A 20,281-nucleotide genomic window follows, 5' to 3' on the forward strand; every position below is an offset into this window, starting at 1 on the left:
GTACTCAGATTAATATTAACAGCCTTACTGCAACCCTTCCTTATCAATAACTGACTGCTAGGGTATCGTTTATACTCAGTGGTTTTATGATTATCAGCTTTAAATCATTTTCCACGTCATATCATTTTCACTTAGACGATGATAATTAAGCTGCGGATACGCCGATAAATCGAGGGTTTGTAGATTATTTAACGCCGTTAATAACGCTTCATAATAAGGCTCGAGCATCGCAAATTGGGCGGGCGTGGTATGTTGAATATTTAATAAGCACTTATCTTCTAGGTCTTGGCTGGCTTGACGTAACTGTGGCACGCCGGTATAACGACTGCCGCCCAAGATACGATGGGCAATTTGTGCAAGCGCGCTGCGGTTACGAGTGTCCCATGCCTGCATCAACGCTTGCTTTTCATCATTGATGGTATCAAGCATCATAATAATCAGCTTAGCAGCCAAATCGGGTTTATTGGCGGAACGCGTCAACGCATCTTGCCAATTTAAAATCTCCGAGGTATCAAGGGCATTTGCGCCCATGTCCGTATTATTTTGCCCGTGTGCGGTATTTACTGCTTGCTCATCTTTAGCACGCTCTGACATTTGATAAGGCGGATAAGCCAATGGTGCTTGCCCCTGCCCTTGATAATGCAGATTTTCATAGTGTGGCTTTTCAGAGCGTGGCTTCTCGTAGCGTGGTTGGGTTTCGCGCGGCGTCTCGCGTCTATATTCTTCACGCGGCTGACTGTCGCGCAAATAGTTATCGCGGATTTTCTTTAATGATAAAGGTCGGGTAATTTTTGCCGGACTCTTCACTTTAGTATCAGCACTGGGATTAGCGATACGATTATCCTCGTTATCTTTGAGCAAAGGATAAGTTGGGGTTGTCACATCTGCGTAAGAGGTCAAGGCGTTTTGATTCACCCCATTTTGTAAGTCAGTGTGCAAGTCAGCGCTGTGCAAGTTATCGCTATGAATAGTGGTTAATGGCGGCACTGAGTCGGTACGACCAAGCCATTTTTGCAGCACTTGTAGCAACTGTGGCTGGCTAATAGGTTTGCCAACATAGTCGTTGATGCCGCTCGCAATCAGCTTATCGCGCTCATCGGCTAAACCATGGGCCGTTAAGGCTATTATCGGAATGTGATGATCAGGGGTTTCGATATTACGGATTTGCCGCGCTGCTTCATGCCCTGACATACGCGGCATTTGAATATCCATAAATATCAAATCGATACTGTTTTTGTGCGTCACATTGCCTTTATCATCCATCGTAGCATCGTCAAGATGTAATGAGTTAACCGCCGACTTACTAGTATCATCACGCGCTTCGGCTTTAGATATTTGAGTTTTTTTCGACAGACTTTGGCTGTCAGCTTTAGTAGTTTTGATATGCTTAGTTTGCTGTTTACTGATGATTTCTATCGCATCAAAACCGCTGCTGGCGGTAATCACATGGATACCAAGTTCACTTAACAGTGCATCAAGCACCAACAAGTTTGGCAGATGGTCATCGACAGCTAGCACAGTCACACCTTTCCAGCGTGGCTCTTGAACGCCACTCGGAGCGCTGCGTTTCTGCGTATCAAGCATCGCATAGAGCTGTCTTTTATCCAATGGCTCGTACAAAATATTGGCATGATAACGATTGAGCAATGCTTGGTCGGCGGCAACTTGATAGCCAAATACCGCCAGCTTGCCTTGATAATGCAGGCGAATCTGTTTGAGTAGCGCCATCATATCGTCTTGGGTATCGTCATCCACGATGACCCAATCCCAATAATTGCCGCGCTCCTTGAGCGACTCAAGTACGCCCAGTAAAGAGTTGGCTTGAGTCAGGGTAATCGGTAAATGTTGTAAGCTGGCTTTGAGCACCTGAATCGACGCAGTATGATTGATCCAAACCAGCACATTAAACTCGTCTGTATCGCTGGCAAGTGGCGCGAGCACTGGTAACTCAATCGTCTGTCCAGTCGCCGCTTCCAAGACATCGACATGGGCTGGCATTCGAAACCAAAACGTCGCACCTTGATTAGAGATGTTTTCTTGCACATTGTCATAAAAGCCAATATCGCCGCCCATCAGCCGCGTTAACTGCTTGGAGATGACCAGACCCAAACCGGTACCGCCGTATTGTCGCGTAATCGACGGATCGCCTTGGCTAAAGCTTTGAAAGAGCATTTTTTGGTCAGATAATGAAATGCCTTTACCGCTATCTTGCACGCTAATCATCAAATAATTATCACGATGATCGTCTAAGCTCACGCGTACAACCACGTCGCCACTATCGGTGAATTTAATCGCATTACCGACGATATTGGTCAGTACTTGCTTGAGGCGCAACGCATCGCCACGTCGTTATAAAACAACACCGCCATGCGCAGACCTTTTTCGGCAGCAACCGGCGATAGCATATCGACCACGTCATAAATGGTGTCATAAAGGTCAAACTCGTGACGATCAAGGACCAGTTTACCCGCTTCTATCTTAGAAAAATCCAAGACGTCGTTCACTAGCGCCAATAGATGCGCCGACGATTTACGGATGGTTTGCACGTACAAATCTTGCTCGGGATTGAGCTCACCGTGACGCGCTAGCAAATTAATAAAACCATCGATACTGTTTAATGGTGTACGCAATTCATGGCTGATATTGGCCAAAAATGCCGATTTTGCTTGGCTGGTCGAGATTGCCGCATCGCGCGCATTACGAATAGAGATATTCTGCATTTCCATCTCATCAAATGCCAAACGCAAATCATCTTCGGTCTGTTCGGCATGATCTTTTAAATCTTGGAAGCTGGCATGGAGACGACGTAACGTCCTGACCAAATCTTGCTGCAATAAATTCAGCTCGCCATTTGATTCGACAGGAATAGGCTGATAAAGATTGTCGACATGGGTACGTTGTAATTGCAGGCGCAGCTCGTAAATAGGCGCAATCCAACGTTTTGAATAAATATTTAAGCTCAATAACAAAATTAAAATCGTAAATAAACCCGTAATCGCGAGCGCCATGGCGATACGATAACGGGCGATATAAAGTGGCTCATTATCCATATCAATCATAAGCCACAATTGCTGCCCGTCAAACTCTCCTAAGCTACTGCCGTAAGCGGTACCGATGGGCGTTGGTTGTTGCGATAAAAAACGCTCTGCAGATTCTATCAGCGGCCAAGCTTCCTCGGTCCCGTAGCCGACGCTTGCCAGCACTTCATTATTTTGATTGATAATCGCAATACGCTGGACATGCTGCTCGGACTGCATACGCCCGAGCCTATCTTGAATACCTGCTAGGGCCGCTAGCGCCGCTTGCGGGTTGTCTTCTACCTGACCTTTATCATCGCTATTGTCTTCCTGTTCTTGCTCTAATAACTCAGGAACCAACTCCGCAATCGTTGGCGTATAACGAATTAGTACCGCCTCTGCTAACGCCTCTTGTTCTGAATTACTGGCACGCATGGTTTCATAAAACACCAAAATGCCACCGACCGCTGCCAATAAACAAATCGGCAAAAACACCAATATAATCAGCTGACCATAAGCACTACTGGTATCAAAACGTTTTTTGTAAGCCATGCTGGATTTACTCTCCACTGATTTTGGCGCTAAATGCTATTACTGACAAATATTATTGCTGACAAATCTTGTACGGCGCGCTTAGGTATTCATTATTGATTAAGCATTAAAGATGAGCCATCAAGAATGACTTGCGATTATCTTAGCAGGATTCTAACGAAGGCGGTTAACCATTCCTTAGCAAACTTTTCTCACCACACTTACTCATCTACTTTCATTAGTCAGAGGCGATTACTACACGGTCAGCTTTTCGTATTTTGTTTATGCCTATTTGTTTATGCAGATAAGTACACTGCTTATCCTCAATAAAAATTTATGCATTAAGCGCAGGCGAAAACAAAATGATATAATGACGCAACTTTTTATTGACCACAATCAATCCCTAACGGTCATCAAGTACTGACCTGCTATTTAAACAGCGCCTATTAAAAAACTAATAATCGATAAGGATACCTTATGTCCGCTACGGCCCAGTCAAACGCCAATTTTATTACGCAAATCACTGACCTTGCCGATTGCGTGGGTAAGACGCCTTTGGTCAAATTGAATCGCCTGCCTGAGCAAGAGCAGATTGCCAATGGCGCGACATTACTCGCCAAGCTTGAAGGCAATAATCCTGCGGGTTCGGTAAAAGACCGTCCAGCATTTAATATGATTTATCAGGCTGAGCAGCGCGGTGATATTAAACCGGGCGATATGCTCATTGAAGCGACCAGCGGCAATACTGGTATTGCTTTGGCGATGGTGGCGGCCATGCGTGGTTATCCAATTACCCTATTCATGCCAACCAACTCGACCCAAGAGCGTAAAGATGCGATGGCCGCTTATGGCGCCACGCTTATCGAAGTCGACGAAGGCATAGAGGCCGCGCGTGATATGGCCTTGCAAATGCAAGCCGACGGTAAAGGTATTGTACTCGATCAGTTTAATAATCCTGATAATAAACAAGCGCACTATCTGACCACCGGCCCTGAGCTGTGGGCGCAAACGGACGGTAAAATCACCCATTTTATCAGCTCGATGGGCACCACAGGTACTATCACTGGCGTCGCGCAATATCTCAAAGAGCAAAACCCTGAGGTCAAAATCATCGGCCTACAACCTGACGAAGAAGCGTCTATCGCTGGTATTCGCCGCTGGCCTGCCGCTTATATGCCAGGTATTTTCGAAGCAGATTTGGTTGATGACATCATGGATGTTGATCAGCGTGTCGCTGAAGTTTATATGCGTAAACTGGCCAAAACTGAAGGGATTTTTGCTGGGGTGTCATCAGGTGCAGCGGCATGGGCCGCAACCGAAGTCGCAAGAGCAAACCCAGATGCCGTGATTGCTTTTATCGTTTGCGACCGCGGTGATCGTTATTTATCGACGGGCCTATATAATGTGAATGACAGCAACTGATAACGTCACTTCGTAAGCTTAAAAACAAGCAGGATTGTTTATGTCAAACGCCCTTTCTTCCAAACCTATCTTGGTCTTTGATATTGAGACGGTTGCCGATACCGGCGCTGCCCGCCGTATCTATCCGCAGTTGGCTGAGCTTAATGATGCCGATGCTTTAAGCGCATTGACGGCGCTGCGACTCCAAGAAGCAGGTCACGATTTTATGCGTTTGCCCTTGCAGCGCATTGTCTGTATTTCTGCCCTTTATATTAAAGACGGCAAATTTTCCCTGTTTTCTTTGACCGCCGATAAGTTTAGCGAAAAAGACATACTGAGCAAATTTTTTCGCGCCTTTAGTGACCTTGAAAAGCTGCCGCAGCTGATTAGTTGGAACGGCTCGGGTTTTGATATTCCAGTGCTTATTTATCGCGCGATGCAGTATGACTTATCTGCGCCGTGGTTATTTGAAGAAGGTGAGCGTATCAAAAACATGCGCTTTGATAACTACGTCAATCGTTTCCACAGTCGCCATCTTGATTTGATGGACAGATTCAGCCAATACGGTGCCAGCCGCCGCGAAGCCATGGATATCGTCGCCAGCCTTTATGGCTTGCCAGGTAAAACCAATGTCGATGGCAGTATGGTTGGCGAGCTGGTCAGCAATGATGATTGGCAAACACTGTCAATATATTGCGAATCTGATGTGATGAATACTTGGCTGATATATCTGCGCTGGCTGCGTTTAACAGGGCAATTGTCCTCACCAGATTTTGAGGCATGGCAGCAGCAAAGCCGTGACTATTTGGCCCAATATACCCAAGCAGATGGCAGTCCACGCCATCACGAATTTATTGCCGATTGGTCATCCGCACCTGCGCCATAGCAGACATTTTTATTTAACGAGCGTCTTTATAAGAACTGCTTTATAAAAACGCTTTCATAGAAATGACGTTTTAACAGCTAACGTCTCACTCTTATTTTTAGTTATTTATCCTTTATTGCTTACTCTTTATTATTAAGGCAGGTTTATGCAGCCCACCGATTCACAGAACTCTACTACCCTAGATACCAACCAACAGCCTAACGAGGCTCAGACCATCACCATGCCGCCAAGTAAGAAAAAATCTAAGCCCTCATCGAAAACACGCCGCCGTTTGAAAGATGCTGAGCCATTACCCTTTAAAATAGATGGCTTATCACATGATGGTCGCGGCGTTGCTATTTATGGCAATGGTTTCGGTAAAGCCGACGGTCATATCGAAGACAAGCATGGCAAAAAGATTTTTGTCAGCTTTGCTTTACCGGGCGAAAGCGCCTTAGTCAAAATCACCAATAGCCGTAGCAGCTTTGAAGAAGGTGATGCGGTGAGTATTACTGCCAATCCAAACCCTGAGCGCGCAGTAGCGCCTTGCCCGCATTTCGGTGTTTGCGGTGGCTGTAGCTTGCAACATTGGCAGCCCGATGGCCAGATCAACTTTAAGCAATCTGTACTCGCTGAATTACTTATGCATCAAGCCAATGTCGAGCCTGATCACTGGCTCGCGCCCGTGGTCGGTGATCGTTTAGGTTACCGTACCAAAGCGCGACTCGGCGTGCGTTATGTCGCCAAAAAAGAAACCGCCTTGGTTGGTTTCCGTGAGCGCTCAAGTAACTTTTTAGCCGAGTTAAATGAGTGTCATATCTTAGACCCACGTATTGGCTTTGAGATTGAAAATCTAAAAGCGCTTATCAGCACGCTTGAGAGTCGTGACAAGATTGCTCAGCTTGAATTAGCCATGGGTGAAGCGTTGCCAGAACTGCCTGATGGCAATCAGCCCGTTGCCCTTATTGTGCGTAACTTGGCACCATTATCGGATGCCGATATCGAGAAATTAAAAACGTTTTTTGCGGCGCGCAATTGGCAGCTATATTTACAGTCAAAAGGCACCGATAGCATTCAGCGTATTGCCTTGACGGATAATGACGATATGAGTGAGCAGTTTGGGCGCTTGTATTATCAATTGCCTGAGTATGATTTGACCTTTGAATTTATTCCAACGGACTTCACTCAGGTCAATTTATCGGTCAATCGTCAAATGACCAAGCTTGCTTGTGATTTGTTAGATTTAAAAGCGGGCGAACGTGTGCTCGATTTATTCAGTGGTTTGGGTAACTTTAGCTTACCGCTTGCGCGTTTGGTCGGCGAAACTGGCTCGGTGGTTGGCGTTGAAGGCAGTGAAGCCATGACTGCTCGCGCTGCTGATAATGCACGCCGCAATGGCATTACTAATACGGCGTTTTATAGCCAAGACTTAACCCAAGATTGCACCGATAAACCTTGGGCCAATCAAGGCTTTGATGCGTTACTCATTGACCCACCGCGTTCGGGCGCGTGGGAGATTATGCAGTATCTGCCAAAGTTCAATGCCGAGCGTATTGTCTATGTCTCTTGTAACCCTGCTACCCTTGCCCGCGATACCAAAGCCTTGTTAGAGCAAGGCTATCGTTTGACGCATGCAGGCGTGATGGATATGTTCTGTCATACCGGTCACGTCGAATCAATCGCACGCTTTGAGAAAGTTGCAGTTTAACGTCAGCTTTAGTAGTGCTGATATTTTAAAATAAGAGGTTTAAAAAAACATATTTTAGCGCAGCGTATTTTAACGCACGCTACGCTATAGTATGAAAACAACGTATGACAGGTATAGATAAGTACAACCTTTTTGACCCTATTACTTTAGATAAAGTGGCTTAAATGCCGAGGTTAAACAGGCGTTATGTTATCGAAAGCGACATTATCATTACAGAGCCTTGCTTGATTTGTCATTGTGACATGAGATAATAACAGCCAATGTATTTAGGCTTTCTTCAGCAAGATATCGTGAGGATCCTTTATCCTTACTCAGCGCTTTATATATTATTTATGTCTGTCATTTTATAGCTGCTAAAAATGGATTTTTTAGCGGCTGAATTGATTTATAGCTGACACTTTACCTATGGAAACCTAAAAGTGTGGTTGGTAAATGGGCTTTTAATCAATTTAGAATAGCTAAGAGGAGTGGGCTATGGTAAAAATTCGTGAAGGGCTACCGCTGGTAGATGGACAAACCACGCAAGCCGATAGCGCAACATTGGCCGCACAACTGGTCGCGAGCCAACGCTCTCATCAGTCTGCCAATAGCTATGCCCAAATTCCACACGACATCAAATATCAGCTGTCCACTCATAAACTGCATACCACCTTTGATCGCTCCGCGCAGTATGCTTATCACAGCCATGACCCCAACCTCGAAGATGAGTATTTAGATAATCAACTGCTGGATGATGCCAATGCGCTTTCGGCACAAGAACTAGAAGCCATTGATTTAGATCAGATAAATATCGACGTCCCTACTTGGCTGGATAATGTTGCCAAGCGTATCGGGCAAGAGTCTGTGCCCAATCTTGCTAGCGCTTGCGAATTTATCCGCAGTCATATGAATACCAGTGAATCTGAGCGTTCAGGCGCTTATGTCACCGGTATTGCTATGACCGATATCCTAACCTACCTGTATCAAGATGAAAATGCGCTGGTTGCAGCGATGCTTTATCGTAGCGCCCGCAAATCGATTATTAGCCTTGCGGAAATTGAAAAAAAATTCGGTGCCGATATCTCAACCTTGGTCAAAGATACCTTGGCAATGGGAAAACTGTCCGAAATCATCGAAAGCAATAAACGCTTAGAAGACCATTTCGTCAATAATCAGCGTGACCAGCTCTCCAACATTTATAGTATGCTCATCTCAGTCACCAACGATGTGCGCGTGGTGCTGATTAAATTGGCTGAGCGTACCTTTGCCATGCGCGAACTGACTTTTTCTGGTGAAGAACGACAATATCGGGTCGCGCGTGAGGTCATGACCATTTATGCGCCACTGGCTCATAGGCTGGGTATTGCCCAATTAAAATGGGAGCTTGAAGACTTAGCCTTTCGCTATCTGGCGCCTGAGCGTTATAAAGAAATTGCCAAACTGTTATCAGAGAAACGCAGCGAACGTGAGTCTTATATCCAGCGCGTACAAGATAAGCTCAATGAAGCGTTAGCGGAAGCGGGTATCGAAGGCGAGGTATCAGGTCGCGTCAAGCACATCTACTCAATTTATCGAAAAATGAAGCTTAAAGGTTTATCCTTTGATCAGCTTTATGACATACGTGCGCTACGTGTCTTGGTCAATAATCCTTCAGACTGCTATCACGTTTTGGGATTGGTACACGGTTTGTGGCGCTATATCCCTGAGCAATTTGACGATTATATTACCAATCCAAAATCCAACGGTTATCGCTCGCTTCATACCGCCGTTATTGCCGAAAACAAGTCGCTTGAAGTACAAATTCGCACCCAAGAAATGCACTTTGAGGCCGAGCTTGGTATGTGTGCACACGTCAATTACAAAGAAGGCTTGAAAAACAAAAAGGACAATTACCTTAACCAAAGAATCAGCTCATTACGCCAGCTCTTATCGATTAATAACGAAACGCGCAATCAGCCGCGCTCATCATTACTGACCGGCGAAGAATTAGAAGAAATCGAGTTCGACGATGATGAGCAATTGGTTGATTTCGATGAGCTCGAGCGTATTTATATCTTTAGTCGTGATGGCGATATTACAGAATTACCAAAAGGCGCCACTGTACTGGACTTTGCTTATTATGTGCACACGCAAGTCGGTAATCGGGCGCAAGCGGCGCGCGTCAATCAGCGCTATGTGCCGCTGACTTACCAGTTAAAAACGGGCGAACAAGTTGAGATTATTACCAAAGCCTCGCGTGAGCCGAATCGCGATTGGCTAGTCGCCTCGCTCGGTTATATTCATACCAACCGCGCACGCTCAAAACTGCGTCAATGGTTTAATAAGCAAGACCGCGATAAAAATATCGAGATAGGTCGCCAAATGCTCAGTAAAGAGCTTGAGCGCTTATCGGTACACCCAAACAGCATCGATTTAAACGATTATATCCAGCATTTTAACGTCAATAATACCGATGATATCGTAGTTGGTTTGGTCACAGGTGATATCAGTCTCAATCAATTGACCAGTCATATTTCACGCCAGTTAGATTTAGAGCCTGAAAAACCTGAAGAAGATTTTACCCCAAGTATCGATACAAGAAATGCGGGGAAACTTGATGCTTATAAAATCCGTATCGATGGTTTGGATAATATCGAGATTAATTTAGCGGGCTGCTGTCATCCTGTCCACGGCGAACCTATCGCAGGCTACATTACTTTGTCGCGCGGCGTTAGCGTGCATAACCGCGGTTGCCCTGAATACCTGCGCTTGATTGAACGTGATCCTGAGCGTGAAATTGAAGCGGCTTGGACGGTTAAAGCTGGCCGTTATCAGCCGGTAGCCTATGACCGGCGCGGATTACTGCGTGATTTGACCCAAATTATTGATAAAGAAAACGTCAATATTCGCCAGGTTGAAACGCTCAGTAACGATGATAATATCGCCTTTTTAAAGTTCCATGTTGAAGTTTCAGGGCTCGCGCATTTGTCTAAGTTACTTGCCAAGCTCGAGCAGCAACATGGTATCTTGCATGCTCGCCGTGCTGTTGTTTGATAGCTTAAACTTTAAAATCTTTGTAAATAACCTTTATATATAATAGAGTCTGATAAGAAATACTATGCCTGAGTTGCCGGAAGTAGAAACCACCAAAACCAGCCTGACACCTTTATTAGGTCAACAAGTGGTCGATGTCAAAGTTTTTCAACCAAAATTACGCTGGTCGATGCCCGATAATTTGAGTGAACTGGTTGATTATACTTTGGACAGTGTCGAGCGCCGAGCGAAGTATTTAATCCTAAATTTTATACCGCTCACTGCTGTTAATACCAACGCTTCTATTCAGCCAAATAGCTTAGCACCGCGTCAACTTTTGATTCACCTTGGTATGTCGGGTAGCTTACAGCAACATAGCTATGGCACCGATAAGCGTAAACATGACCATTTGGTAGTGACATTTAGCGGCGCTGATAATAGCCAAACACAGCTACATTATTATGATCCGAGGCGATTTGGCTCAGTGCTGTGGTTTAAAGATTACGGTCCTAAGCTTTTAGATCATTTGGGTCCGGAGCCATTATCAGCAGACTTTACCGCTGATTATTTATATCATTTAATTCAGCGCTCGGACAAACCAAACCAAACCTCTGATAACAATATAATCAATAAAGCCAATAACAAGCAGCCTATTAAGCGCGCGATTAAATCAGTAATTATGGAGCAGCAAGTCATTGTTGGCGTTGGTAATATTTATGCAACTGAAAGCCTTTATTTATCAGGCGTTCACCCGGCAACACCAGCTAATGAAGTCTCCTATGAGCAAATAGTTATCTTGGTTGAGCATATCAAAGCCATCTTAAAAAAGGCCATCACGCTAGGTGGTTCCACATTACGCGATTTTACCGTTGCCAGCGGTCAAACCGGCTACTTCCAGCAAACTTTAAATGTTTATGGTAGACAGGGCGAAACCTGTCCGCATTGCGATACGCTATTAGAAAATATTAAGTTAAATGGCCGTGCCAGTGTCTTCTGTCCTAACTGTCAGCCTACTAAATAATCCATTTCTAAATTGCCTCACAGCTGAAGTTTTAAAAAGTCTGCAAAGCTATAAAGCACTGAATTGCCACAATGAATACTTTTTATGGAAATATGATTTAACGCTATTAAAAACTCCATTCGAATTTAGTCGTTTTAAAAAACATCTTTCATATAAATATATCCTGCGCATTTTTGTTGCTTATTGGCTTAAATCTTGCTTTAATAGTGCCAATATTTACATAAATAGTGCAAAGCGTTTATTTATCTGTAATATTAAAACTATTTATCAATGCTTATCGTTGTCGCATTATTTCTATAGGGAAGTTGTCTCTGTATGGAAATAGCCGCAGCTATGAATCATACTTCTTATGAGTTTTAGGATATCATTATGAGCGCTCCAGCTAAAATGAAACGCACAGCTAAATATAAACTACTGACCATGATGGCAAGCATAAGCTTGATTTTTGCTAGCATGCAGCCCGCTCTAGCAGCGATAGAAATCGATGAAACGGATTTTGGCCCCTCTTATGAGACCATGGCAGTTGATACTATTGTTGGTAAACCATTACAGCTGGTGACCGCTGTGGCAGGCACCGCCGCTTACCTTGTTAGTCTGCCCTTCTCGCTTATCGGCGGCAATGCCGACCAAGCCCAGCAAAAATTATTCGTTGAACCTTGGGATGCCATGGGACGTTGCCTAGGATGTACGGTTGCCGAAGACAATTATTATAAGTCACAAGTCGTTGATAATAACGTGGTCCGTATTGTCGTCGATCAGCCTTCAGAGATTCTGATTAATACCAATGACTATGTGGTAGTGACACCATAATTAAAAAGCTTCGAGCTTATCAATCGCTAATAAAAAAGGCTAACTTATCGTTAGCCTTTTTTGATTTTGGTGAGTGAATTATATAATTTTATTTTGTGATATGAGTATTACTCAGCTTAGCGCTAATCTCACGCAGCAGCTGTACTTCTTCTGACGGTCCTTTCACCGCTTCTTCCACCTCATCTTTACGGCGCAGTCTATTAACCATTTTGACCATCATAAAAATGATAAACGCCAAAATTAGGAAGTTAATCAACACTGTGATAAAGCTACCATAAGCCAATACCGGTACGCCTGCTGCCTTGAGTGCATCATAAGTCATGGCCACACCTTCAGGCGCATCACCTAATATAAAAAACATGTTTTTGAAATTAATTTCGCCGCCGGCAATAAAAGCGACTATAGGCATGATAATGTCTTCAACCAAAGAAGTCGTAATAGTCGCAAAAGCGCCACCAATAATGACACCGACTGCTAGGTCCATTACGTTACCTTTTAAAGCAAATTCCTTAAACTCAGATACCATACTCATGATGTCACTCCTTGAAATTTTAATTGATTATTATATAGATAATGAATCAAATTTTCCGATATTGATTTTTTAAACCTGTCTAAATAAATAACATTCATTGATTAGATCATTTTTATTATATATGAAAACCAAACACAAAAAAAAGCAATATAAAGTGAACTTTATTTTGCTCACCTTATACTGCTAATTTTCGATGTCAAAGCTAATCATGAAAAATTAGCTTTGAGTACTTTTCTAATATTGAAAATATAAATTACCAAGTAATTTACGTATCGATATTAAGCGTTTTTCTTACGACCATGACGCTTACGCTCATTTTCAGTCAAATAACGCTTACGCAGGCGTATGGCTTTTGGCGTTACTTCTACTAACTCATCATCTTGAATAAACTCAAGCGCTTGCTCAAGGGTAAACTTAACCGCTGGAGTCAGAGTCAACGCTTCATCAGTACCACTGGCACGGACGTTGGTTAACTGTTTAGCAGTCGTTGGATTGACAACCATATCATCATTACGAGAGTTTAGACCAACAATCATACCTTCGTAAACTTCAAGCTGTGGCTCAGCGAACAATTTACCACGTTTTTGTAGGTTAAATAGCGCGAAACCTAAGCAAACACCATTGGCCATAGACACCAATACACCGTTTGAGCGACCACCAACATCACCGATCTTTTGTGGACCGTAATGCGAGAAGCTTGAAGTCATAATTCCAGTACCCGAGGTCAGGGTTAGAAACTCTGAACGGAAACCAATCAAACCACGTGCAGGCATAGTCGCTTCAATACGCATACGACCTTTACCATCAAGCTCCATATTGGTCATCTCGCCTTTACGTAAGCCGACTTGCTCCATAATTGGACCTTGATGCGCGTCTTCAATATCAAAGACAACGTTTTCATATGGTTCTTGTAGCTTGCCATCTACTTCTTTAACGATAACTTCTGGACCTGATACACCAAGCTCAAAACCTTCGCGACGCATGTTTTCGATCAATACTGATAAATGCAGCTCACCACGACCTGATACTTTAAATTTATCTGGAGACTCGGTATCTTCTACACGTAGTGCTACGTTGTGAATCAATTCACGCTCAAGACGCTCACGAATATTACGTGACGTCACAAATTTACCTTCACGACCGGCGAATGGAGAATTGTTTACTTGGAAGTTCATTGATACCGTTGGTTCATCAACAGTCAATGCTGGCAACGCTTCAACGTGGTTAGGGTCACAAATGGTGTCTGAAATATTTAGCGCATCAATACCAGTAATACAAACGATATCGCCCGCTTGCGCATCGTCTACTTCAATACGCTCAAGACCATGATAACCCATGATTTTTAGGATACGACCGTTACGCGTTTTACCATTTTTATCAATGACAGTCACAGGCGTATTGGTTTTAACTTTACCGCGCTGAATACGACCGATACCGATAACGCCAACGAAGCTGTTATAGTCAAGACTAGAGATTTGCATACGGAAAGGCGCATCTGCATCAACTTGCGGAGGCTGTACCACATCAACGATGGTTTTAAACAACGGCGTCATGTCATCCGCTAAATTATCTGCTTCCAAACCAGCAATACCGTTTAAGGCAGATGCATAAACTACTGGGAAATCTAATTGCTCGTCAGTAGCACCTAGATTGTCAAACAGATCAAAGATTTGATCCATTACCCAATCAGGACGTGAACCAGGACGGTCAATTTTATTGATAACCACAATCGGCTTTAGGCCTTGCTCGAACGCCTTTTGAGTTACGAAACGGGTTTGCGGCATTGGGCCATCAACACCGTCAACAACCAACAATACGCAGTCAACCATTGACATAACGCGTTCAACTTCGCCACCAAAATCGGCGTGACCTGGGGTGTCGACAATATTAATACGGTATTCTGTACCATCAGTGTCATCTGTCCAGCGGATGGCTGTATTTTTCGCCAAAATAGTAATACCACGCTCTTGCTCAATATCACCTGAATCCATTGCGCGTTCCGCAATGTTTGCACGGTCACCAAAAGTACCAGATTGATGTAATAGCTTATCAACCAAGGTTGTTTTACCGTGGTCAACGTGGGCAATAATTGCAATGTTACGCAGGTGTTTGATATCGTTCGCCATATAAAATGCTCGTTTCGTCTTAAAAAATGCAGTAGCAGTAAGCACCGCTGGATAAACTGTTGCCACCAATCAGGTAGACATGATTACTTTATGATTGAATGATTGCGCGGTAGGCAGATTATTTAATATTAGTAAAATCAATTACCTACACTGATAAATCCATCGTACAGATAGCTATGCTAATGTACACTTTGTCAATTTACAAAGTGTTTGGGTCGCTAGTATAACATTATTGCGCTATCAATTTATGCAATAACTTACTTTTCTGAGTGTATAAATAAAAAAAAGCCACCCAAAGGATGACTTTTTTTGTAACTAATTAAGTTAATACATAATTAGTAGCGTCTACTTACTGAACAACCATATCTTTAGTTTGTTCAACAGTCATGGTTTTGTCACCAGTGATGATGGCATATACACGACGGTTCATAGCGCGACCTTCTTCAGTATTGTTATCAGCGATTGGTTGGTCATAACCATAGCCAACTGTTGATAGGCGGTTTGGCTCGATACCAAATTCGTTAGTCAACATAGATTTTACTGCAACTGCACGGGCTTCAGATAGACGTTGGTTATAACGTGCTGAAGGACCTGTTTTAGAAGCATGACCTTCAACGCGAGCAGTAGAGTTAGGATACTCACGCATCTTCTCTGCTACTTTAGCGATTTCAGGTTTGTATTGGTTTTTGATAGTTGATTTGTCGTTATCAAAGAATACACGTAGTTCCATTTTTAGCTCATCAGTAATATCTACTGGTACTGGGCAACCACGCTCATCAACTACTACGTTCATTGGAGTGCCTGGGCATGCATCGATGCTATCAGGTACGCCATCACCGTCAGAATCAAGATCAGACTCAACAACTACTACTGGAGCAGTATCAACTAATGGCTCTTGCATTGGCGGTACAGCAACAGTAGGCGCTAAGTGACCACCTAGTACGACTTCTAGACCAGCTAGAGCCATACCTTCCCACCAGTTGTTGTCAAAGTTGTGAATCGCACGAGCTTCACCACGTAGGCTTAGTGCGTCATTGATACGATACATAGCACCTAGACCTAGGTTACCAATAGTATCTTTTGAACCAGTAACGAAATCACCTGAAGCATCTTCAACTTCAATTTTAGAACGACCAGCACCAATCAAGGCATATGGTTTAAACGCATTGTCAGTGTAACCACTGAATTCTTCAAAGCCGATCAAGAAGTTACCAGAAATCATTTCTTGTTCAGCGTCAAATGAACCAGAAACATCATTTCCAGTATTTCTATTTACACCAACACCATCAGTATTAGATACACCATATTCTACTTGAAATTGAGTAGAAGGAGTTAGCTCGATACCTAGTGCTGCACCAGTATAAAGACCGTTTTCTTTATAAAAACCATTTCCGTTACCGTCACCCATAATTTCGACTTGCTCGTCATCAGCGCCTTCACTGTAATGATAACCAAGTAACAATGGGCTAATAGTAACACCGGCGTTTGCTGCTAGTGGAGCCGCTGTAATGGCAAATAATGCCAAAGCAATTTTATTTAATTTCATGAACTTCCTCCAAAGGATAATTTTAGTAATGCGTCAAGCAAAACCGCATCTTAAGATGCCCAAAAGCAGACATCATTTACGAATTTGAAATTACAAAGCAAAACCAATTAAGAAGTAGCTTAGCGATTATCAATTCAGTTTACAACTTTTTTCGTTAACCAGCTACACATTATTACACGATAATGTCATAACTAAAACACATTAGCCAGCTTAACTTACTGACGACTAACACACTTTACACTCTTTATCTTTTGTGTGTGAGGTCGCAATAGATGATGAAACTAATTCTATCTATTGTTTCAAGATATTTTAATACAAATCGTTAATTTTCTCTATCGTTAAAACTCCTTATTCACGAATTGAAACATTCTTTGACAGTAGACATATATTTGGTTTATATTTGTATAACCCAACATCTTTTTACTAATAGTTAAGAGTATAAAACTTAAACGAAATTTATAGATACTTAAAATTTTGGCGCAATATTCAGGTTAGTCGATTATTAATATATAGCCGTACCTCTTGTATAGGTAGCAGTCTCTCATGATTGAATTATATAAAGTATCGTCAAGAAAGCAGACTCGTTTTCAAGCACATAATAAATATGGCTTTACCTTGATAGAGCTGATTGTTACTGTCGCTGTGCTGACTATTATAGCAATGATTGCGGCGCCCTATATTCTAGAGCAGTTAGCAAGCATGGAAGCAAAACGTATTGAGAGCCAAATTAAAAATACGCTAAAGTTAGCGAAAGCTGAAAGCCACATTAGAAGACAAAACTTGTTGGTTTGCCTTTCTAATGACGGCGCTACTTGTCATAGAGACAGCTATAAGAAGCTATTATTATTTTTAGATAAAAATGACAATAAAAACTTCGACGTAGGAGTTGATGACCTGCTAGAAGAACAGGCTTTAGAACCTAAATATAGCACCTTATATTTACGGGTAGGAGATAAGCGTCATTACACCAAATTTTGGGGCGATAGCGGTAAACCCCGCGGCCATTTCGGCCATATTAAATACTGTCCAACCTCAACATATAATCATGCCATGTATCAAATCTCATTTAATCAAGGAGGTGGCATTACTTATAAGCCTAATGCAAGCCACCCTACTGATTGTGGACAATAGAAATTACGACATTAAGTGTTTAAACACTTTGATGCATAGCAGACTTCATCATAATGACCGCTTGCTCTAATCCCACAAAAACGGCGTCAGCAATGAGGGCATGTCCGATATTTAGCTCATATATACCATCAATTTGCGCAATAGCGTGGACATTATCACGTGTCAAACCATGACCAGCATTAACCAAAAGCTTGGGATTAGTATGTTGCGCGGTTTGCACAGCTTGCTCAATGCGAGAAAACTCATCATTCATTTTATCGATATTACCCGCTAAACCCGCTTCCGCATAAGCACCAGTATGCAATTCAATTGCATCTGCTCCACAGCTTACCGCTGCCGCAATCTGCGTATCTTCTGGATCAATAAATAAAGAAACCTTGATACCGACTGCTTGTAATTTACTAACATAATCTGTCAGCCAAGCTACCTGCCCTGCAACGTCAAGTCCGCCTTCTGTCGTCAATTCGGCACGTTTTTCAGGTACTAGACATACCCAATATGGCTTAACTTGACGAGCAATCTCTAGCATCTCAGCCGTTGCTGCTATTTCCAAGTTCATTCTGGTGGTTAGCTGCTCAGCTATCTCATAAACGTCAGCATCTTGAATATGACGGCGGTCTTCACGCAAATGAATGGTGATACCATCGGCTCCAGCTTGCTCACAGAGCAGAGCAGCTGCTAATGGACTGGGATAACTGACACCGCGTGCTTGACGTAAGGTCGCTACATGGTCAATATTTACCCCCAATAGAGGCTTTTTTAAGGCATTTTCTGAAGTTTGTGCTAAATTGGAAGTCTTTACTGTTGTATTAAGCATAAAAAAATCCTTTTGTTCATATTTGGGTAATTTACTAAAAAATTGTTTATAAAATATAACTATGTTTTATGATTGAGCTAATATTGATAGCGCTGTTGCTGCTGCCAAAGTAAGCGACTTTGCAACGGTTGATAATCAAGCAAATGGTCAATCAATTGTCGATGCAAACGCGACCAAGCATTGAGAGTTGATGTGGATAAACTTTGCTCTGCCATCGATAAAATCTCATTACCTTTGAAAACGGTCTGCGCAACAGCGCTCTCATTGTCATTATGCACAATTGGAATCAAGCCCACATCAGGTAGGAAACGATACCAAGCGTCAGGTTCAATAGGCTGATCTAAGCTGTCATGTTTTAATGTTAAGGCAAAGCCCAATTCGTTAAATAAATGCGCCTCGAACTGGCGCAAACACAAACGCAGCTCATCGGCAGTTAAGGGCTGCTTAAGCTGCTGTAGGCTATTTTGGTAGTGTTGCCATAATATTGGCATGGGATCTTCGGTGGGTAATAGTCGCCACAGTATTTCATTTAAATACAAAGCTGCATACTGATGTTGGCCGCTGATATTTTCATGATGCAGCGTCTGGGCTAGATTAACATTACTGTCTTTTAGTGCTAAAGAATTTTGGGCTACTTGGGCTACTGAATCTTGAATCGCACTTAATGGCGCGATATTAATCTGCGTGAATGTTTTTAAATCGCGTTTACCGCTAGCAAAAAGTTGCAGGGGCATAAAAAGCGGTGCGCCTTTTTTGCCAACACCATGGATGACACCATGTTGCTGAGAAAAAAGGTAATATAAGGCGCGCTTTTCTTGGTAGGGGCGCTGATGTAATAAATAACCGATTAACGCTTCATTACGCATGGATTATTACCTCAGCCGTGGTGATATAGATACATGGCGATAAACATCTACCCACCATGCTTTTTTAATCGTGCTTAATATCCTAAACTGGTCAAAGCGCGCTCATCATCAGACCAGCCGCGTTTCACTTTCACCCACAGTGTTAACATGATTTTTTTATCAAACAGTTGTTCCATGTCTTTACGTGCATCCATGCCGACCTGTTTGATACGCTGGCCTTTATCACCAATGACAATCGCTTTTTGCCCGCTACGCTCAACATAGATGGTCGCATCGATAAAAGTAACCGCTTTACGCGGACGACCAGTTTTTGGGTCAATATGCGCCGCTTCGTCTTTAAAACCATCAATCTGCACCGTCAAATCGTAAGGTACTTCATCGCCGGCACTACGCATGATTTTTTCGCGAATAATTTCACTGGCTAAAAAACGCTCTGAGCGATCGGTAATCTGCTCGCTATCATAGATAGGATCGGCGATTGGCAAATGCGAGGCAATCACCTCTTGCAAGCGGTCTAGGTTTTGATTTTTTAAAGCAGAAACAGGGACGATATCAGCAAAATCAAAACTTTCATTAAACGTTTCGATCAGTGGTAACACGCTACCTTTATCTTTTAGCGTATCGGCTTTATTAATTACCAATACTACGGTCAGATTGGTATCGCCAAGTTTTTGTAGGGTCAATAAATCGTCATCACGCCACTGGTCTGAATCAACGACAAATAAGACCAAATCAACATCAACCAATGCAGAGACGGCAGCTTTATTCATACGCTCATTGATAGCGCGTACCTCATTGCGATGAATACCTGGAGTATCAACAAACACCGCTTGCATCTCATCATTAGACAAAATGCCGTGAATACGGTGACGGGTGGTTTGCGGTTTACGCGACGTGATAGACAGCTTTTGACCCAATA

The 20,281-nt window shown here is 43.0% G+C and carries 13 protein-coding genes and 2 pseudogenes; 7 read left to right on the top strand and 8 right to left on the bottom strand.

Annotation, left to right across the window (positions count from 1 at the left end; genetic code table 11):
* Positions 1-99 precede the first annotated feature (99 nt).
* Together V7D75_RS14640 and V7D75_RS02255 are read right to left on the bottom strand one after the other, a co-directional pair.
* Positions 100-786: pseudogene (locus V7D75_RS14640) on the bottom strand (Hpt domain-containing protein); the annotation flags it as partial.
* Positions 787-996: 210 nt separating this feature from the next.
* Positions 997-3,569 (bottom strand): annotated as a pseudogene (locus tag V7D75_RS02255) (ATP-binding protein); the annotation flags it as partial.
* 456 nt (positions 3,570-4,025) lie between these two features.
* Here V7D75_RS02255 and cysM point away from each other — a divergent pair.
* The 6 genes from cysM (at position 4,026) to V7D75_RS02285 (ending at position 12,344) form a co-directional block, all read left to right on the top strand.
* Positions 4,026-4,970 (top strand): cysteine synthase CysM, encoded by a 945-nt coding sequence (gene cysM, locus V7D75_RS02260; RefSeq protein WP_333613238.1) that lies wholly within the window; start codon positions 4,026-4,028, stop codon positions 4,968-4,970.
* A 40-nt stretch (positions 4,971-5,010) separates the two neighbouring features.
* Positions 5,011-5,835, top strand: coding sequence for a 3'-5' exonuclease (locus V7D75_RS02265; protein ID WP_333613239.1), 825 nt, complete (start codon positions 5,011-5,013; stop codon positions 5,833-5,835).
* A gap of 145 nt (positions 5,836-5,980) precedes the next feature.
* On the top strand, positions 5,981-7,522 hold the full coding sequence (gene rlmD, locus V7D75_RS02270; protein WP_333613240.1) for a 23S rRNA (uracil(1939)-C(5))-methyltransferase RlmD: 1,542 nt from the start codon (positions 5,981-5,983) through the stop codon (positions 7,520-7,522).
* A gap of 474 nt (positions 7,523-7,996) precedes the next feature.
* A complete protein-coding gene (locus V7D75_RS02275; protein ID WP_333613241.1) occupies positions 7,997-10,534 on the top strand; it encodes a RelA/SpoT family protein in 2,538 nt (845 codons plus the stop codon).
* Between the two features lie 64 nt (positions 10,535-10,598).
* Positions 10,599-11,534: a bifunctional DNA-formamidopyrimidine glycosylase/DNA-(apurinic or apyrimidinic site) lyase gene (mutM, locus tag V7D75_RS02280; RefSeq protein ID WP_333613242.1), complete on the top strand. Its 936-nt coding sequence runs from the start codon at positions 10,599-10,601 to the stop codon at positions 11,532-11,534.
* Positions 11,535-11,903: 369 nt separating this feature from the next.
* On the top strand, positions 11,904-12,344 hold the full coding sequence (locus V7D75_RS02285; RefSeq protein WP_289048238.1) for a hypothetical protein: 441 nt from the start codon (positions 11,904-11,906) through the stop codon (positions 12,342-12,344).
* Positions 12,345-12,432: 88 nt separating this feature from the next.
* Here V7D75_RS02285 and mscL read toward each other — a convergent pair whose 3' ends face one another.
* From mscL to V7D75_RS02300, 3 genes are all read right to left on the bottom strand, one after another.
* Complete coding sequence (gene mscL / locus V7D75_RS02290; protein ID WP_333613243.1) at positions 12,433-12,876, bottom strand: large conductance mechanosensitive channel protein MscL; 444 nt, start codon at positions 12,874-12,876, stop codon at positions 12,433-12,435.
* A gap of 278 nt (positions 12,877-13,154) precedes the next feature.
* Entirely contained in the window at positions 13,155-15,002 is a 1,848-nt protein-coding gene (typA, locus tag V7D75_RS02295) for a translational GTPase TypA (RefSeq protein WP_068403956.1), read from the bottom strand.
* Between the two features lie 349 nt (positions 15,003-15,351).
* Positions 15,352-16,548, bottom strand: coding sequence for an OmpA family protein (locus V7D75_RS02300; protein WP_333613244.1), 1,197 nt, complete (start codon positions 16,546-16,548; stop codon positions 15,352-15,354).
* 543 nt (positions 16,549-17,091) lie between these two features.
* Between V7D75_RS02300 and V7D75_RS02305 the strand changes: the two genes are divergently transcribed.
* Entirely contained in the window at positions 17,092-17,679 is a 588-nt protein-coding gene (locus V7D75_RS02305; protein WP_333613245.1) for a pilus assembly FimT family protein, read from the top strand.
* Between the two features lie 19 nt (positions 17,680-17,698).
* Here V7D75_RS02305 and V7D75_RS02310 read toward each other — a convergent pair whose 3' ends face one another.
* From V7D75_RS02310 to era, 3 genes are all read right to left on the bottom strand, one after another.
* On the bottom strand, positions 17,699-18,496 hold the full coding sequence (locus tag V7D75_RS02310) for a pyridoxine 5'-phosphate synthase (protein ID WP_333613246.1): 798 nt from the start codon (positions 18,494-18,496) through the stop codon (positions 17,699-17,701).
* 77 nt (positions 18,497-18,573) lie between these two features.
* On the bottom strand, positions 18,574-19,362 hold the full coding sequence (gene recO / locus V7D75_RS02315; RefSeq protein ID WP_333613247.1) for a DNA repair protein RecO: 789 nt from the start codon (positions 19,360-19,362) through the stop codon (positions 18,574-18,576).
* A gap of 74 nt (positions 19,363-19,436) precedes the next feature.
* The coding region (gene era / locus V7D75_RS02320) for a GTPase Era (protein ID WP_333613248.1) at positions 19,437-20,281 on the bottom strand (845 nt) is incomplete at its 5' end.

Origin of the sequence: Psychrobacter sp., from assembly GCF_036731945.1 — a bacterium.
In the GTDB taxonomy this organism is placed as follows: domain Bacteria; phylum Pseudomonadota; class Gammaproteobacteria; order Pseudomonadales; family Moraxellaceae; genus Psychrobacter.

What these genes read in the sequence shown, in the direction of transcription:
- typA (WP_068403956.1), bottom strand. Translation starts at nt 15,002, where the DNA reads ATGGCGAACGATATCAAACACCTGCGTAACATTGCAATTATTGCCCAC.
- V7D75_RS02305 (WP_333613245.1), top strand. Translation starts at nt 17,092, where the DNA reads ATGATTGAATTATATAAAGTATCGTCAAGAAAGCAGACTCGTTTTCAA.
- rlmD (WP_333613240.1), top strand. Translation starts at nt 5,981, where the DNA reads ATGCAGCCCACCGATTCACAGAACTCTACTACCCTAGATACCAACCAA.
- V7D75_RS02265 (WP_333613239.1), top strand. Translation starts at nt 5,011, where the DNA reads ATGTCAAACGCCCTTTCTTCCAAACCTATCTTGGTCTTTGATATTGAG.
- V7D75_RS02275 (WP_333613241.1), top strand. Translation starts at nt 7,997, where the DNA reads ATGGTAAAAATTCGTGAAGGGCTACCGCTGGTAGATGGACAAACCACG.
- V7D75_RS02300 (WP_333613244.1), bottom strand. Translation starts at nt 16,548, where the DNA reads ATGAAATTAAATAAAATTGCTTTGGCATTATTTGCCATTACAGCGGCT.
- V7D75_RS02285 (WP_289048238.1), top strand. Translation starts at nt 11,904, where the DNA reads ATGAGCGCTCCAGCTAAAATGAAACGCACAGCTAAATATAAACTACTG.
- mscL (WP_333613243.1), bottom strand. Translation starts at nt 12,876, where the DNA reads ATGAGTATGGTATCTGAGTTTAAGGAATTTGCTTTAAAAGGTAACGTA.
- cysM (WP_333613238.1), top strand. Translation starts at nt 4,026, where the DNA reads ATGTCCGCTACGGCCCAGTCAAACGCCAATTTTATTACGCAAATCACT.
- mutM (WP_333613242.1), top strand. Translation starts at nt 10,599, where the DNA reads ATGCCTGAGTTGCCGGAAGTAGAAACCACCAAAACCAGCCTGACACCT.
- recO (WP_333613247.1), bottom strand. Translation starts at nt 19,362, where the DNA reads ATGCGTAATGAAGCGTTAATCGGTTATTTATTACATCAGCGCCCCTAC.
- V7D75_RS02310 (WP_333613246.1), bottom strand. Translation starts at nt 18,496, where the DNA reads ATGCTTAATACAACAGTAAAGACTTCCAATTTAGCACAAACTTCAGAA.